The 15,424-nt window shown below is 35.5% G+C and carries 22 protein-coding genes; 1 reads left to right on the top strand and 21 read right to left on the bottom strand.

The features are described 5' to 3' along the window. Window positions 1-4: 4 nt before the first annotated feature. The 14 genes from B5X81_RS27450 to B5X81_RS12175 all read right to left on the bottom strand — a co-directional run bounded on the left by B5X81_RS27450 (window position 5) and on the right by B5X81_RS12175 (window position 11,020). Window positions 5-160: a hypothetical protein gene (locus tag B5X81_RS27450; RefSeq protein ID WP_170917362.1), complete on the bottom strand. Its 156-nt coding sequence runs from the start codon at window positions 158-160 to the stop codon at window positions 5-7. Beyond that, window positions 160-2,025, bottom strand: a complete 1,866-nt coding sequence (locus B5X81_RS12235; protein WP_330397369.1) for an Ig-like domain-containing protein — start codon at window positions 2,023-2,025, stop codon at window positions 160-162. Before B5X81_RS12235 ends, B5X81_RS27450 begins: the two co-directional genes overlap by 1 nt. Next, window positions 2,000-3,058, bottom strand: a complete 1,059-nt coding sequence (locus tag B5X81_RS12230) for a reverse transcriptase domain-containing protein (RefSeq protein ID WP_079491498.1) — start codon at window positions 3,056-3,058, stop codon at window positions 2,000-2,002. Before B5X81_RS12230 ends, B5X81_RS12235 begins: the two co-directional genes overlap by 26 nt. Before the next feature lie 258 nt (window positions 3,059-3,316). Continuing rightward, complete coding sequence (gene avd / locus B5X81_RS12225; RefSeq protein WP_079491500.1) at window positions 3,317-3,649, bottom strand: diversity-generating retroelement protein Avd; 333 nt, start codon at window positions 3,647-3,649, stop codon at window positions 3,317-3,319. Next, on the bottom strand, window positions 3,637-3,891 hold the full coding sequence (locus tag B5X81_RS12220; protein WP_170917363.1) for a hypothetical protein: 255 nt from the start codon (window positions 3,889-3,891) through the stop codon (window positions 3,637-3,639). Before B5X81_RS12220 ends, avd begins: the two co-directional genes overlap by 13 nt. Continuing rightward, window positions 3,869-4,180 (bottom strand): inorganic polyphosphate kinase, encoded by a 312-nt coding sequence (locus B5X81_RS12215; protein ID WP_079491504.1) that lies wholly within the window; start codon window positions 4,178-4,180, stop codon window positions 3,869-3,871. The genes B5X81_RS12220 and B5X81_RS12215 overlap by 23 nt, the downstream gene beginning before the upstream one ends. Window positions 4,181-4,183: 3 nt before the next feature. Then, the gene (locus B5X81_RS12210) at window positions 4,184-4,489 is read right to left on the bottom strand and encodes a hypothetical protein (protein WP_079491506.1); all 306 of its coding nucleotides are present in this window, start codon (window positions 4,487-4,489) and stop codon (window positions 4,184-4,186) included. Continuing rightward, entirely contained in the window at window positions 4,473-5,429 is a 957-nt protein-coding gene (locus B5X81_RS27830; protein ID WP_208985034.1) for a serine/arginine repetitive matrix protein 2, read from the bottom strand. Before B5X81_RS27830 ends, B5X81_RS12210 begins: the two co-directional genes overlap by 17 nt. A gap of 2 nt (window positions 5,430-5,431) precedes the next feature. Next, window positions 5,432-6,568 (bottom strand): baseplate J/gp47 family protein, encoded by a 1,137-nt coding sequence (locus B5X81_RS12200; RefSeq protein WP_079491508.1) that lies wholly within the window; start codon window positions 6,566-6,568, stop codon window positions 5,432-5,434. Continuing rightward, on the bottom strand, window positions 6,568-6,987 hold the full coding sequence (locus B5X81_RS12195) for a contractile injection system sheath initiator (protein ID WP_170917364.1): 420 nt from the start codon (window positions 6,985-6,987) through the stop codon (window positions 6,568-6,570). Before B5X81_RS12195 ends, B5X81_RS12200 begins: the two co-directional genes overlap by 1 nt. A 2-nt stretch (window positions 6,988-6,989) precedes the next feature. Continuing rightward, window positions 6,990-7,271 carry a hypothetical protein gene (locus B5X81_RS12190; RefSeq protein WP_079491512.1) on the bottom strand — a complete coding sequence of 94 codons (282 nt, stop codon included), beginning with the start codon at window positions 7,269-7,271 and terminating at the stop codon, window positions 6,990-6,992. Window positions 7,272-7,285: 14 nt separating this feature from the next. Continuing rightward, window positions 7,286-8,047 carry a hypothetical protein gene (locus B5X81_RS12185; protein ID WP_079491514.1) on the bottom strand — a complete coding sequence of 254 codons (762 nt, stop codon included), beginning with the start codon at window positions 8,045-8,047 and terminating at the stop codon, window positions 7,286-7,288. Beyond that, window positions 8,037-8,618: a hypothetical protein gene (locus B5X81_RS12180; RefSeq protein ID WP_079491516.1), complete on the bottom strand. Its 582-nt coding sequence runs from the start codon at window positions 8,616-8,618 to the stop codon at window positions 8,037-8,039. Before B5X81_RS12180 ends, B5X81_RS12185 begins: the two co-directional genes overlap by 11 nt. Next, complete coding sequence (locus B5X81_RS12175) at window positions 8,618-11,020, bottom strand: phage tail tape measure protein (protein WP_079491518.1); 2,403 nt, start codon at window positions 11,018-11,020, stop codon at window positions 8,618-8,620. Before B5X81_RS12175 ends, B5X81_RS12180 begins: the two co-directional genes overlap by 1 nt. Before the next feature lie 79 nt (window positions 11,021-11,099). Between B5X81_RS12175 and B5X81_RS12170 the strand changes: the two genes are divergently transcribed. After that, complete coding sequence (locus tag B5X81_RS12170) at window positions 11,100-11,342, top strand: hypothetical protein (protein ID WP_079491520.1); 243 nt, start codon at window positions 11,100-11,102, stop codon at window positions 11,340-11,342. A gap of 213 nt (window positions 11,343-11,555) precedes the next feature. Here B5X81_RS12170 and B5X81_RS12160 read toward each other — a convergent pair whose 3' ends face one another. From B5X81_RS12160 to B5X81_RS12130, 7 genes are read right to left on the bottom strand one after another with little or no spacing between them, the layout of a single operon-like run. Then, window positions 11,556-11,885: a DUF6848 family protein gene (locus tag B5X81_RS12160; protein ID WP_079491523.1), complete on the bottom strand. Its 330-nt coding sequence runs from the start codon at window positions 11,883-11,885 to the stop codon at window positions 11,556-11,558. A 37-nt stretch (window positions 11,886-11,922) separates the two neighbouring features. Further along, a complete protein-coding gene (locus tag B5X81_RS12155; RefSeq protein WP_079491525.1) occupies window positions 11,923-12,354 on the bottom strand; it encodes a hypothetical protein in 432 nt (143 codons plus the stop codon). A gap of 15 nt (window positions 12,355-12,369) precedes the next feature. Then, window positions 12,370-13,779 carry a DUF2586 family protein gene (locus tag B5X81_RS12150; protein ID WP_079491527.1) on the bottom strand — a complete coding sequence of 470 codons (1,410 nt, stop codon included), beginning with the start codon at window positions 13,777-13,779 and terminating at the stop codon, window positions 12,370-12,372. A gap of 2 nt (window positions 13,780-13,781) precedes the next feature. Continuing rightward, complete coding sequence (locus tag B5X81_RS12145; RefSeq protein WP_079491529.1) at window positions 13,782-13,967, bottom strand: hypothetical protein; 186 nt, start codon at window positions 13,965-13,967, stop codon at window positions 13,782-13,784. 13 nt (window positions 13,968-13,980) lie between these two features. Continuing rightward, window positions 13,981-14,478, bottom strand: coding sequence for a hypothetical protein (locus B5X81_RS12140; RefSeq protein ID WP_079491531.1), 498 nt, complete (start codon window positions 14,476-14,478; stop codon window positions 13,981-13,983). Further along, window positions 14,471-14,965 (bottom strand): phage virion morphogenesis protein, encoded by a 495-nt coding sequence (locus B5X81_RS12135; RefSeq protein WP_079491533.1) that lies wholly within the window; start codon window positions 14,963-14,965, stop codon window positions 14,471-14,473. Before B5X81_RS12135 ends, B5X81_RS12140 begins: the two co-directional genes overlap by 8 nt. Before the next feature lies 1 nt (window position 14,966). Further along, a complete protein-coding gene (locus B5X81_RS12130; RefSeq protein WP_079491535.1) occupies window positions 14,967-15,419 on the bottom strand; it encodes a gp436 family protein in 453 nt (150 codons plus the stop codon). Between the last annotated feature and the right edge of the window lie 5 nt (window positions 15,420-15,424).

Here is a 15,424-nt window from a genome sequence, read left to right as displayed (position 1 = left end):
TCCTTTATTTAGATTCTAAAGTTGCAACTTTCTCCTCAAGAACTAGAACTCTCTCGAACAAATCAGCCATTCCTTCGTACAACTCTGAAAGCATTTGTATTTGTTTTTCTTCTTCTTCTTGCCTTATTTCCATAATAGATTTTCTATTTATCATTTTCATTACTCAAAAGCACCTCCAAATCCTCTAATTGAAACCTCATTTTCATTATCTGGATTTTTATCAATAGTGATTTTGATATTGACTCCCCATTTTTCGGCAGTTTTTACTTCGTTAGTAAAGTTAAAATGTCTATTTTGTGCCACTTGAGAAGTTATATCTTCCCATGTGGGGATTTCATCAAAACCATTATTACAAGCTTCAACTGTTGCTGTAGCACCTTCGATATTCCATGAAGGCGTAACAAGTATTTTACTCGCTTTAGCGTCTGTCTCAAAAGGTTCTTTAAGAGCAAGTTTTATCTTTGTTTCGCTTTTCATAAAATTGAAGTTTCTTATAGAAGTAGAACCATTGGAGTCAGTAGCTTCAACTTTAAGTGTATGGGAGCCATTTGTAAGCTTTAGCCATTCTTCTTTTGGTATTGTAACAGTGTTTGAAGCCCCTAAAGTAGCCACAAAGCTCTTGATTACTATATCGTCTATTTTTTCTGTGATTACTACGGTATCACCTTCAGCATCAGTCACGATATAATCCCTTGTCATAGGAGCCGCTATCTCTCCAAGTTCTTCATCTGTTCCAGAAATTAAGGGTGCTGTGTTTGTTCTTCTGAAGGTGTAAGTCCTATAAGATACCCCTCCATTGCCATCATCAGCCTCAATTGTAACTGTATTAGAGGATAGAAGAGGCAAAGCATATAAAGTGTCATTGTCTATATCTATTGTTATATCCTGACCCTTTGGAGCGTTACTTAAAATTCTTATGATATCACCATTAAGCTTTTCTTTAACTGTAATTGAGTCATTATCACTGTCTGTTACTTGATAAACAACTTGAAAACCAATATTTTTGTCACCAAGATTTTGGTCTTGACCGCTTATAGTTGGAGCTGCATTTGTTCTTTTGAAAGTGTAAGTCCTTGTTGCTGAAGCTCCTTTTCCATCTGATACCTCAATTGATACAGTGTGAGTTCCAAGGCTCAACGAATCAATATCAACATCAATGGTATACTGGAAATTTCTTTGTGCTGGACTAATAACTTTTTGTTCAACTCCGTCAAGTTTTTCCCTAATCGTCAATACATCCTCAGAATCAGTGTCATTGACTTGGTACGTTATTTGAAAGTCTGAATTTTTATCCCCAAAGTTGGTGTCTGAGCCAGAAAGCAGAGGGGCAGAGTTCAGAATTTCAAGGACGGGACGCCAGCCGAGGTCACCGGTACGACCCGACGCAGTACCGTAGAACCACCACCGAGCCGAACTGCCGCCACGAATAGCACGATAGGACGTGTTGGAAGAATAAACCTCTTGACACCAAGTATATACTCCCATCCAATTCCAAAATTGATTATGCGTACTATTTTTATCCGTCATATCTCTTGTAGTATCTAAATCGCTAGAAGTAGGAGAGGGAAGCCCTGAAATTGATTCTTCCCTAGTAATAAATCTATCCCATTCGTTATCTATTGGTGTTCCTCCTGCATAATAATTATCATTCCTTTTGTTGCTTCCACCAGTCAAAAGCCTTACTTTGCACTGCTGTCCATCTATAGTTATTGTTTTCCCAGTAATATAGTTCTCACTATTGAGGTCATTCCATGAAACATTCACAAGAATTACCCTGTCACAAATAAGGAGAGTTTTGTCTCCGTCCTTAATTTTAACCCACTTCAGTTTTTTAGCAGAGTCAGAGGGAGTATCTCCTAAAGTCCATTTTGACATATCAATTAATGACTCAAAATCGGAGATGTCGCCAACGCCAATACCGCTGACTGGCTCACTGCTTATTCTCCATGGTTTAGAGGGTCTGTTTTGAGCTATGCCATTTTTATAAAGAGCTCCCAGTTCAACAACTCCTAAATATTCTGCCAAAGTATTCACCTTCCTTTTCAATTTTTACATAAGGATATTTCTTAAATATCTTTTTACAAAGATTAAAGCTATTTGAATGTCTTGCGTGTCCAAGCCAACTATTAACAGCTTGAACAACTTCCTTTTCAGTCATTTTTCCATTTCTCAGCTTTTTATCCATTGCCTTGATTCTTCTTTTCATAGCTCTTTTAGACTGATTTCTAAGAAGCTTGTGAGTAGTCCATATCTTGTAACCATACGCATTTACACCTTGACTTATAGGAAAAATTTTAGTCTTTCTATTAGTTTCAAGGTCAAGCTTTTCCTTCAGGAACCACTTAATCTTTCCAAGATACTCCTGAGCTTCATGTTTTGTTTTTGTAACAATGATAATGTCATCCATATATCTCGTATACCACTTGATTCCCAAGTATCGCTTTGCGAACTGGTCTACCTCATTGAGGTAAATGTTAGCAAAATCCTGACTCGTAACATTCCCAAGCGGAATGCCTTTTTCTCCTTCTGGAGAAGAATCTATGATTTTATCCAAGAGCCAAAGCATATCAGTATCTTTGATTTTCTTCCTCAAGATATTTTTCAGGATATCTCTATTGATTGAATAAAAGAACTTTCTGACATCCATTTTAAGAACCCATCCATCTCCATATTTCCACTTGCAAAGCCTCATGTTGTGCTGCACATTTTCAACAGCCTTATGAGTTCCTCTTCCTTCTAAACATGCATATGACGTATTAATAAATACTGGCATGTAAACCTCTTGAAGTATGTTATGGACTGCAAATTGGACTATCTTATCTTTGATTCTTGGGGCACTCACCATTCTTTCTTTTGGCTCATATACTTTAAATCTAATGTATGAGCCCATTTCATACCTCTTGTGTTTCAGCTCTCGCCAGAGCCTGACTAAGTTTCTTTCTCTGCACATATCAAAGAGAATAGTATCTTTTCTAAATTTGCGACAACCTTTCTTGGTGTTCTTATAGCTAACTTCAAGGTTTTTATAATCAATTACTTTATTAAATAACTTCGTCATTATGGCATCCTCTTTCTAGGCTTGGCAAAAATGACTTGTTCATGTGTTTACACCTGAAGGTGAAGGATTGGCTCTCCCCTGAAATTCTAGGGTCATGCTGGTGAATCCGTAAACGCACCAGTCAAACGGTATTTACAGGGCGGGACGCCAGCCGATGTCATCGTTACGATTCGACGCAGTATTGTAGTTCCACCTCCGAGCCGAATTGTTGCCACGAATAGCACGATAGGACGTCAAACAGAGCCAACCCTGCATATATTAAGCTTTCTTCATTAAGCCGCCAGTAATTCTTCCAAGCTCTGATATTTTATCTTGTAGCTCCATAGCTTTCTTTTTGCTGATATACTTTTGTTCTCTGGCTATACCGAATAATACAAGAAGCAGCTTAAGGTCTGCATCCACTTCATGTAAATATTTAAGTCTATATTTCTTTAAAGCATTTGCCATCATAACATTTCGTATAACTCTGTAACAAGCTTGCTTTATCTCTTGACATAAACAAAACTTTTCAGCCTTTGGAAACCTTTGTAATACTGGATAGATAGAATTTAAAAAGACCTCAGCTTTTTTCTGTAATATTAAAGGCTGCATGATTGTAAACACCTTTTTTCTCTAATGTTTTCTATAGCTGCAATATCGCCATAGTAGTTGCATCCATAGTCAGTTATTTCAATAGATGCCACTTTATCAGTCCCAGCCACTATACCCTTTATCCTGATAGTATCATTCTTGCAATTATCACATATAGGAAGCAGCTCCTGAAATAAGTTTGATATAATACAGCTTAGCTCACTCTTGCTGCAAGCAACTTTATACATAAATCTTTTTTTCAACTGGGTCATATATTCCATTTTCAATCTCTACGCTATCCAGATTATCAAAGTTTTCAAAGAATACATTATTTGTTAAATTATTCAGCGAAGCATTTTTTAAAATTGCAACCTCTACAGCAAGACTTGTTATGTTGTTAGAATTATTAATTGTTTCATCTGTTACATTGTATATACCATCCTCAATGTGATTCATCCTTCTAGCACTTATTGGAGTGCCTTCTTGAATTACTTCTTCTGTATCAATATCAACAATATGATCTTTCCAATAATTTTTATCATACCTATCCATCTTCTATCCCTCCACTTCTACAAACCTATACTTAAAAACAGTATATAAGCCTTTTTGGGAAGGCTTAATAAAAACTCTAGATGCATGAGCTATAGCATCGCCATCTATATCAATAAGTTTTATATTATCAATTTCACCTTCTACAGAATCATCAAGATACACATATATCTTGACAGTATTATCATCTATAGATGATTTGAAAATATCAATTTGTTTTTCATCTCCATTCAACTCATAGGTAGCATGAGATAGAGAATTTATAAATCTTTGGGCCTGCTTCCTGATACCTATATTAGTCAACGTCTTCATTAAAATCACTTCCTTCACATCTCGCTATACCGCATAAGGGGTATTCGCTCAAACCATCTTTATTGTAATTATCTATTTCTAGATAGCTTTCAAATATTTTAGCAATGGTTTGTTTATCTGGATAAACCCCTGACAAAATTTGATTACACCTTATATATTCAATTATTCTTGTTTGTAAGTTTTCAAAAGTTTTAAACCCTGATTTAAAATCACAATATTGAGCATATATTTCCTTTATATACTTTTCATTAGAAGCATTTGTAAAGCCTGCTTTTGGATATTTTACTTGAACATTCTTGCTAAAGGATTCTACATTTAACATGCTATTAAACGCTTTACCTTGATTGTTAGGTTGTGGCCACATTCCGCATGATATTGTATTGCATAAAGGTAATCTTGAATATCCAGACCGGAAGCTTGATCCAATTCTTATATTTGAACTTTCTTCTATCCCGTAGGATGGTAAACTACTTGCGGATTTAACCTTCATAATTTCTTTATTTATGACACCGATATCATCTATATCGCTAGCCTTAACGCTTCCAAGATAAATAATAAACTCAGCCCATCTTTCAGGATCGTGTACGTAAAAGGGTTCTATATAGGATTGTTCATAACCAAGAGCTTTTAAAGTTAGTAAAATAGCTTTCTTGCTTCCTGCCATAATAGCTATTTCCCATTTTGCCAATAGCCTTTTTTTGTAACTCTCATCGGTTTCCCCTGCAAACCTTTTTAATTTTCTTCCTTCTCCATGTTTATCAAGAGCCTTTCCAGAAGCGGTGTAAATAAGAGCCTGTCTTCTTATTAGAAATATTTTTTCTTTTACTTGGTCTAAAACATTCCCTAATACTTTAAATAGTTTATATGCATCACTTTCACTAGGTTCTGATAATTTTAATGGTCTGTGAGCTAGATACCATAAATATTCAGTAAACTTCATGATTAACTACTCTCCTTGACCACATTTACCGTAACATCCCTTAGTATAATAAGATTTTTAATCTCCAAAGATACGTCCTCCAAGGGATTATTAACTATCACATTAATTACATTTTCTATACTCATAAGTTTATGGCTTATCTTAGCTCTATATAGTTTGTTTCCTGAATTCTCATCATTTATGGTAAATAAACTTTTTATAATATTTTCTGCTTCTAATTTTATTTGTGTTTCATCTCCATATATATCATCTATATAAACAGTTACATCAATATCCTGATAAATCGCTTCAGGCCCATAAACCAAGACATCATCATATGGTCCTTTAATCTCTTCAATCTTTTCTCTAACTGATTGAAGAAGTGCTTCAGTGGGAAGGCCTGCAACTCCAGTAACAATTATATCGATGGTTCCTTGTCCCCTTGGATGCTGGTCATCAACAAATACAGTAAGTACCCCATTAACATTATTTACATAAGACCTATAGGTGTCTCCAATAGGAAAGGCAGCAAGTTCAGCCCAAGTGTTTTCACATCTTTTCCTTAAGGAATCATCACTCTCTTCATCAGTTCCTTCCTTGATTAGCCAATTGATTTCATTGGTTATATAATCAATGCCTGGAATATGCTGAACCGAATATTTTATCATACCAGAAGACACGTTATATATAGACCCAGGGAATTCAGCTTTAACAGGAATATATGCCTTTAGATCATCCGCTTGCATAACTACAGTTTTCGTCGATATAAACCGTAGAATTTTATCATTTTGGTAGACATCAGTTTTAAATATAGTTCCTTTAGGAATCTGTTTAGACATCCCATCACTTGTGTTTCTGCCTACTGTTATGCTTCCCTCAGTTTTGATTGCTTGTTTTCTTTCCTTCCCAAATTCCCTTGCCTTTAAATCCAGCCAAACGCCTTTAGCATCTGGTAAAAAAACCATAGATACTACTTGTAACAGCAACTTGTAGAGTTCATTTACCGACTTAAGAAATATCATTTCCAATGCTTTAAATATCTTGCCAGCTCTAAAATTCTTAATCTTAAAATCATTGGCATCAAGCTCTTTTTCTACTTGATTGCTCATTTCATCTAGGTTAGGTATAGGAAGAATTGAATTAAGATCCTTTTCATCCATTACACGTTCACCACCTCAACATTAACTCTATCTGCCACAGTGAGTGCTAACTCAATTTCTTTATCCAAAATCCTAAATTTTACACTTGTTGTAATTGCTTTTAAATCCCAATTAGAAATATTTACTTTTATAGAGTCAGGACTTATAAATTCATTCCTTGAAAGCTTAGTTTTTATTCTTTGGGTAAATTCCAGTCTATTTATTTCATTGTTTTGTTTTTGTATAAATTCTAAAAGCCCATAACCATATTCTTTGTCATAGAAAAGATCGCCAGGCTGTGTATTCATTTCATTTCTAATTTCCTGAATTAGGCAATCATATTCAGTTACAATTTCAGCATCACCATCAGGAGCCCTAACAAAATTCCCTTGATCATCAATTAAGATGTCAGACCCAATTAATTCTTCAATTGTACTCACAGTCAATCAACCTTTCCATCTACATAAGGCATACCTAAATCATTGTAATAAAATCCGACTCTTACCACATCCCCAACCATGTAACTATTTCTCACTTTTACTTTTGGTATTTCAGGGTACTCATCATTAGCCTTTCCATACTTATCAAGGAGCCTTATATCAACAAAAACTTCATAAGATTTTGTGACAACTGCTTTTACTGGATAATGGATAGAATAAAGGTCAGGATGTTTCTCCTTTAAAAACTTTCTAATTGTTCTAACGATTAAATTGTATAGATCCATTTTTCCTCCATGCTCTATATGAAATAAATCTCAGTCCTTGGAAAGCCTTTTTCGTTAACAGAATAATGCACTCTATAGACTTCAAAAATCCCCGATATACTTGGGTGGGTTACATTAATTTTGTGAGAATGCCTTACAAAAGGAGCTGATATCGTTTCAAAAACCCAAAATCCATTTTTGAAAGTCATATTAATAATGTTTTCGCCATATATAAACTCGTAAATTTCATCTTGATCTGGAATTTCTCCCCAGTAAAATATTTTATCTAAAAAGAAGAATCTTTCATTTATTCCCCATATTCTATTTACTTCACCCATCAGTTCAACAATATTTTTTCGTGCAACTACAAGCGTAGGCTTTTTTACAAAGGTTTGAGATTTTATTTTATAGTTTTTTATTCCAGCCTTATCTAGGCCATATTGTATTATTTCTTGAGGGGATACATTTAGAAAAGTTTCTGTAATTCGTGTCTCCTCAAGCTTTATCATTTCATCCTTTGCCACAATTTCGTTATCTAATGTCATCCCAGTATTTACAGTTCTTTTCACATAACCATCAAATATAGCTTCATTATTTCCGGAATATCCTAAATAAATTTTCACATCATCCATTTTGTTAAAACTTACTTTATCAACAAATTCTTTCGTAAACCTTACCTTCGCCCAGTCAAAATGCTTCTCCTTTGATGAAAAGACATCAAAAGTTACACCAGTATCAAAAAAGTATGAACCTATCTTAACACTTACAGTGGGGTAAAAGAACTCTTCATTTAACATAGTAAGGCCTCCAAACAATATCATCATCTATAGCTGCTGTTGCTTTGCTTTTATCTATTGGGCTGTTTCTTTCCTCTAAATAGGTTTCGTACTCATTAATAAGATTTAATTTAGGGCTAATACTAGACTCATTATTATTTGATACTGAAGATGTTTTTGTTGATCTTATAGTAATAGGAATGTATTCCCAAAACTCGCATACAACCTTTATGATATTGCTATTATTATCTTCCCTTGAGGTAAGCTTTTTGAAGATAACCCTGGTAATGCCTCTAGTATTCAAATGCTTGTTGAATATTTCATAGACCTTCGGTTTTTCTTGTCCAGGTCTTTTAAAAATGTTTTGAATCCTTGAAAGCTGCTCAAACTCATCCTCCTGGTTATTAGGTCTAAGTCCTATGACAAGCTTTATTTTTGCATCCTCATAGCCCGTGGCCTGCTTTGGCTTGACTGACTTTCCCTTAACATCAACCTCATCAACCTTTACATCTGAATCTATTTCTAGCTTTTGAAAGATTCCAGGGAGGATTACACCTCCAACCTTAACAATATCAGTATCTACTATAATCATTAAATATCATCTCCATCATCATCTGTATCAGACTCAACTTGATCCTCAAGCTCCTTGATAATATCCATCAACTGGGCGATATCCTTGATATTTTCCACCTTCAGTTCAAGCTTTTCTATAATTATTTTCTTATCATCTTCCTTGTAATAAATTTTTTCTCTGCTTTGGCTATCCTTTTCCTTGATAATTTCCTTTAAATCAATCTTCTCAATCCTTCGATCCCTTCCAAAAGAAGCCTTTTCAAATTGGGGCATTGCTGGATTTATCATTCCTGCAAAGGCAAGCTCTGTTGTTCTTTTTAATATAGGAGCTTCAATTTCCATTCCCGCTGATAAAGTCTGAAATATTTTTCTACCACTAAGAGTAAGCTGAGACAAGGGGCCCTCCTTTGCATCGGAAAAGGGGAGAAGATTTCTTATTTTTGCAAGCCCCTTCTTAACAGCGTTTATAGGAGCCATAACTCCATCGGTAATCCCTTTTCCTAAAGTCTCCATTATCTTTTTTCCTGACTCCTTAAAGATGTTAAGCTTCTGAAGAACAGCTTCTTTAATTTTTATTGGAAGCCCCCTAAACAAGCTTGTAAGGTTGCTAAAAAGGTTGTTAAAGAAGGAAATTATCTTATCCCAATTCCTGATTATAAGAGCCGGAATACCTATAACTGGAAATATAGCTGAAAGTAGTAAAACAAACCCTTGAGGAAGACTGTCCACCTTTTCTTTAACCCAGCCAAAGGCATTTCCTATTAAATTTAAAGCTCCGTTAAATACTCCTGAAACAAAGCTTGATACCTTATCAAAATGTTTCCAAAGTAGATATAAAGCAGCAATAAGGGCGATAACCCCAATCACAATCCATGTAATAGGGTTTGCTAATAGGGCTGTTGTAAAAGACCACACGCTTCCTATCAAACCCGGAAGAGCCTTAGCTCCTGCTATTACAGCCTGCTTAGTCATGTTGAAGATGCCTAGAGCAAAGTTTTTAATCCCTACACCAGCAGTCTTAACCATTTCCAGTCCCATTTTAGCAACCCTCAGGGTGAGGCTGCCTACTCCTTTGGCGGCTTTTAACGTATTAGAGCCTAATTTACCAATAACGCCTTTAAATATTACCATGTTTTTAATCGCAGTAGTAACTACCATTCCTCCTATGCCGAAAACTGCAAGCATTCCTCCGAATATGGTAATCAATATACCTACAGCTAAAACTACCTTCATAATAATAGAGGTAAGTTCCTTGTTTTTATTTACCCACTTGGTTATATTTTCTATGTGCTGACTTCCAGTTTTTATAAGGCTTAGGACAGTTGGTATAAGGGACTTGCCCATCTCTTCTTTAAGATTGTGGGCCTGCTGCTTCAAAAGCTCATATTGGCTTCCAGGGTCTTTGTTCATAACTCCCGCCATTTCCTCGGCTATTTCAGTTCCCTTACCCATTGATTTATGCATATCTACAATATTTCTTTGAAGATCCCCAGTTTTGTTGTAAAGGAGATCAACAAGGGCCACAGCTTCTTGTCTTCCAAAGGCCTTTTGAAGCTCCAACTTTTCAGCAGCATCCATGGTTTCTCCAAACTTGCCCTTTAAGGTTTCTAATATTTCAGGAAGGGATAAAAGCTCATTATTTGTATCCACAAAGGTAAGGCCTAATTCCTTGCCGGCCTTTGCAGCATTTTTTATAAAGGAATTGTACTTTGTGCCAGCTTCACTGCCCGACATTGTAGCTTGGAGCATCCCCATAATTGCAAGCTGCTCCTCTAGGGGTACCTTGGCAGTGGTCGCCGATGCCCCCAGGGTTTCTATTGCCTGGGCCATTTGTGATCCAGTTGTCTTAAACTGCTTTACTGATCTTGATATGCCCGCTGAAAACATTTCTCCAAATTCTATATCGCTCATATTTGAATAAAAGTCCTTATACACACCGTATCCAGTGGCAAATAAGGAGGTCATTTCATCAACCGATGACTTTGTAGCCTTTGCTGTAAGGCCTGAGAGCTTTGTGTACTGAGCAACTCCTTCATCTGCAAGGGAGGAAATTCCTGATTTGATATCATAGGCGGAGCTAATGAATTCAGCCTTTGTGGTTCCAGACCAGGTGTTGGAAAATTCTACAGCAGCCTTTTCAAGGGCTTCCATGTTTTCAATTCCTACAGATGAAAGCTCCCCAAGGGCTTTTTGTGTTTCAAAGGTGGCTTCAACGGGGGATAAGACCCCCTTTGTTATCCCGACTCCGGCAGCACTGACTATAGCTCCGGTCTGGGCTGTCTCAGCATAGCTTCGTCTTAAATTGTCAAGTCGTTTTGTTGTTGAATCTACCGCTGAGTTAATTTGCCTTGATGGCCCGGTAAGGTTATCTATCATATTTACAAAGACTGAAAGCTTAAAAATAGTATCTAGGCCACCCATTTTCCCACCACCTTATTGTTAAATTTTGCTAAATAGGGTATACTAAAAATATAATAAGTTTTTATAGGAGGTTAAAGATATGCTTACCTTTACTCTATATCTGCTTTTAGGAATATTATGTATTTGCGTCGGGGTTATAGTTCCTTTTTTTATCTTGATGGCAATTTTTTGTACTCCATATTGGTTTTATCTTGGCATGTATAAAGAACAACATAATCTATCAAAGGATTTCAGAAAAACTAATTCTGTCTTCAAAGAAATAAAATATGCTGCTATATTCTATGGACAGATAATTCGATTCAAGAAACCGACATTTGATTAATAGTCGGTTTCTTTTATTCTTCTTCACCGAATACATCTGATATAGCGTTTGCTATTATATTTTCTTCTATTTCCTGAAGACATTTAGCCTTGGCAACCCCTTTTAAAAACTCATCTATATCCATATCTTTTATTTCTCTTACGCCTAGGAATCTATAGAGCAGAAGACCCCCATAGGAAATAAAGTTTTCCTTTATTTCACATATCTTCTGATCTATAATATCTTCAAATTTGTGATATCACTTAGTCCCATCAGTCTAAGATATTCCTTGGCAATAGATGAAGCTGCTGCTGGAAATTCCTCTAGGATTTTTTCTAACCTTTCTCTATCTTCATCAATTATTCCTGATATTACTAGATTCTTAAATGCTTGAGCAGGCTTTTTAGAAGCATCCTTGATAAACCTGTTGTAGGTTAGAACACTTGGCTTTTTGAATATGAATTCAACTTCTTTATCTTCACCATCTTCATCAACTACAGTAGTGGTTATAAGGTATATCTTTCCGTGCTTAGCCTTTAATTCATCAATTCTATTTTTATCCATTTTAATTTCCTCCTTTTGCAATTTTATTTGCGAATTTTTATATAGCCTTAACGCCATTTCTTACTATTACACCGGATACAAGTAAATCCAAATCAACCTTTAGACTTTTATCTCCCTGGGCTGCTTTATTGGATGTTTTTGTTATTGATACCTGGGGCAGTACATCGGTTTGAGTAGGGTAGTTATCGTTAGCATAGGATACTACTATTTTAGGTATTTCAAGCATATATAAAGAAATCTTCTTTTTGTTGCAGTATGCTAAAAGAATGTTAAATTCTTCTCTGGATAAGGATATTTTGGCAGTGGGCTTATAGTTTCCAGTTCCATAGCCCTTAGGCTTAGATCCTTTTCCATATTGCAGCTCCTTTTCAAGTTCATCATCATAGCTTATTTCCAAAAGCTCTATGTTTAAGCCTGTCAGATGTATATCTACATCTGACCAATCGTATCTTTTTCCATTTACCTTCATGTTTCCACCTCATTCCTATTTAAATGGGTTTTCCATTCCAAACTCAATTTCAATTTCCCTCATTATAGCCATGGGAACTGCCTTTACCTTCACCTTGAGTTTTGATGTACCTAGTACGTTTTGCCCCTTTGGAATAATGACTTCCCCAGATGCAATTTCTTTATCATCTGTCATGTTTTCAAGGGGAATTTGAAGAAATTCCTTAAGTAGATTGATGCTTCCTTCTATATTTATAGGATCAAGCTGCATTTGGATGTTAAAAAGGGCTTGTTTTCTTATTTCCCTTACAGCTTTATTTATAGTTCTGACAGTTTCTGCATATTGATAATCAGAGCCATCGGGAGCAAACATTCTTCCGTTAGTTACGTAAAAGCCCTCAAGACCTATATATCTTCTAAAGGTTACGAATTTTGCTTGATCAAGAATAGATATATAAGGCTCTATTCCTTCTGGTAAAAGCTTTATAACATTATTTAAGGGAAACTCTGAAACCTCTCCAATGGATTGAGAGACATTGGATTTTGAGTATAATCCAGCAACATCCCCAGCCCCATTGCTGTTTCGTATTTTCCCATCCAGTGAAACTATTTCAGCCCTTGCAGCAACTACTTGAAGTCTATAGTTATTTACGCTATTCCTTGCAGTAATAAGGCTTTCCACGTATTCGCTTATAGATTCTTCCTTTTTTTTATTTCTTGCCTCACATATTATGAATACTGGCTTAAAGTAAGTGCTAAATAAAATATCAGCTTGAGTTGCCACAGCCGCCCACATAGGGGCATCTGATTCCCCAACTATATGGATGTATTCAAATTCAAAAACTGCATCCTCAGTAGTAGATATAGCATCTAAAACTTCTTGATTTGACATTTTGGGAGCAGTTGTTTTGAAGCTGTATACATCTCCTATCTTAAAGGAGTTTTCTGGATCAGCAGCTTCAGTAAAGGTTATTTTGATTCCAGTGTTTTCTATAGTTACTTCTCCATCTGTAGGGATAGTTTTTTCGCCAGTGAAGCTGTTTCCACCATCAATTGAATATCTATAGGTGGCTCCGTTTAAACCTCCATCTTTTAAGACTTCAATAATTATTTCATAGCTGTTTTTCGGTGTGCCAGATACAGTATAGGTCGCCTCACCTGTACCACTATGTATTACATCGCCAATGCTTCCTGCCTCAGTTCCTTGTGTAGGAATACAATAAATGGTAGATGCTCCAGTCCCTATACTATCCATTACAGCGTCTGCTAGGGGGCTGTGGCCAAGTACATCCTTTATTTCATTAACCTTCATTGAACTATTTATTACTATAAGCTTGTTTTTTTCGGCCTTTGATACACCGATTTTGACATGTATGCCATCACCGCCAGCAGATGATATTCCAAGGCCACCATCGGCAATTTTAATCTTCACATCATTCAATGACATCTTTATTCACCGCCTTTATCAATAGAAGATTCTAGAAATTTCTTAGCTGCATCAAGAAACTCTTTTTCACTTACTTTTTTCCCATCGGCCCATTTTTTATAGATTTTAAGACCTATATAAACTGGCTGGGATATTTTATGCTTTTTCTTTAATTCTTCAATTGAAGTCAAATTAGTTTTAGCTTTCACAGAATCACTTCCTTTATGTTCCAATTTCAGTACCGGTTATTTCTATTTCATTAATCTTTACAAATGGTACATCTACATAAACGCCACCTATAAATTCGATGAGAATTTGTACAGCTATTTTGCTTTTTAGTATGCTGTCCTTTTCATCTACCCAATAGCTTTTTAAAATATTTATTTCCACATAGTTTCCATTCCCATCATCAATTCCAGCACCTATACCCTTTAAAAATTCACTAAATATTGCTTCGCATTTTTCTTCGCTGTAGTCTCCTATTATTACTGTCATTTGTGTTTTTCTGGTAAGTTTTTTGATTCTTTTAACCTTAGTTCCATTTTCTAAGGTATACATTTTTTTTGACCCGTCCTTTTGAAATTTCTCATCTTCAAACAAAACAGCTCCAATATGAACAGCTCCTGAAGCTTTAAGCTCCTTCATACTTCTATAGACTTTTCTTTTAATGCCAGCACTTACAAGTTTCTTTTCAAGGTAATCCTTGTATTTGCTAATCATCTATATGATCCCTTACTTTCTCTTCTAAAGTTGCCTTTATTTCTGCCATATCTTCTTTAGATATGCCAAGGAATTCTCTTTTAGGCATATTGACATTGACTTCCTTTTTAGTTATCCATTTACCATTTATTTTGAATCTAAGACCTTTTTTGTTTTTAGCCCTTATGGTGAATTTGCCTCCTAATTGATGGGTTCCAGCATAAATCTTGTTTGTACCTACAGCAAAACCTTCAGGAGTTGCTTTACTTTTAATTGAATTTTTAAGCTCAGATTCATCTGTAAGAGTTTGGCCTCCTTCTTCCTTTGCCCTTATAGAGGGCTGCCATCTCTTTCCCTTTGGATCCTTTTCATCTTTAAATCTTTGCTTTGTACTAGACAGTAGGGCTTCTCCTAAAATAGTATTTAGTCCTTGGTAATCAAAATCTTCTAAGTTTTTAATCGTATTTATAAGCCCATCAATATTTCCTTCAAGTTTTATTCCTGGCATTTTACATTCCTTTCATACTACTTCTTGAAAAGAGCCTTTTATTTGAATTAATTTTAAAGCCACTTGCAGCTCTTTTTTCTGGTCTTTGGATACCAATGTCAATTAATCCTTTGGCAACATTTTCAAGGAATTTTACAGCACTTTTATATCTAATAAGCAGTATGTTTTCTCTTTCATCTTCATCAATTCCAATCCTTGAATAAACATTGTAAACAGCTATATCCTTTGAAAACTTGTTTATTATTTTGGGAGTAGGGGAGGGAAGGGGAGTGGAGTACCTTTTATTAAGGTATCCATCAATTTCCCCATCAGCATCCTTTATTGCTTCATTAATTATTTCACTTATCTTTATTTCACGCTGAGCTTCATCCTCAATATATTCATCTCCAATGATGGAATTAACAGCATCATCCTTAATCATTTCTCGTACTTCACCCATGCTAGAATAGCCCATTTAAT

It is taken from the genome of Maledivibacter halophilus, from assembly GCF_900167445.1.
GTDB lineage: Bacteria > Bacillota > Clostridia > Peptostreptococcales > Caminicellaceae > Maledivibacter > Maledivibacter halophilus.
Note: the sequence above shows the minus strand (reverse complement) of the source record. Positions and strands in the feature narration are given on the sequence as shown.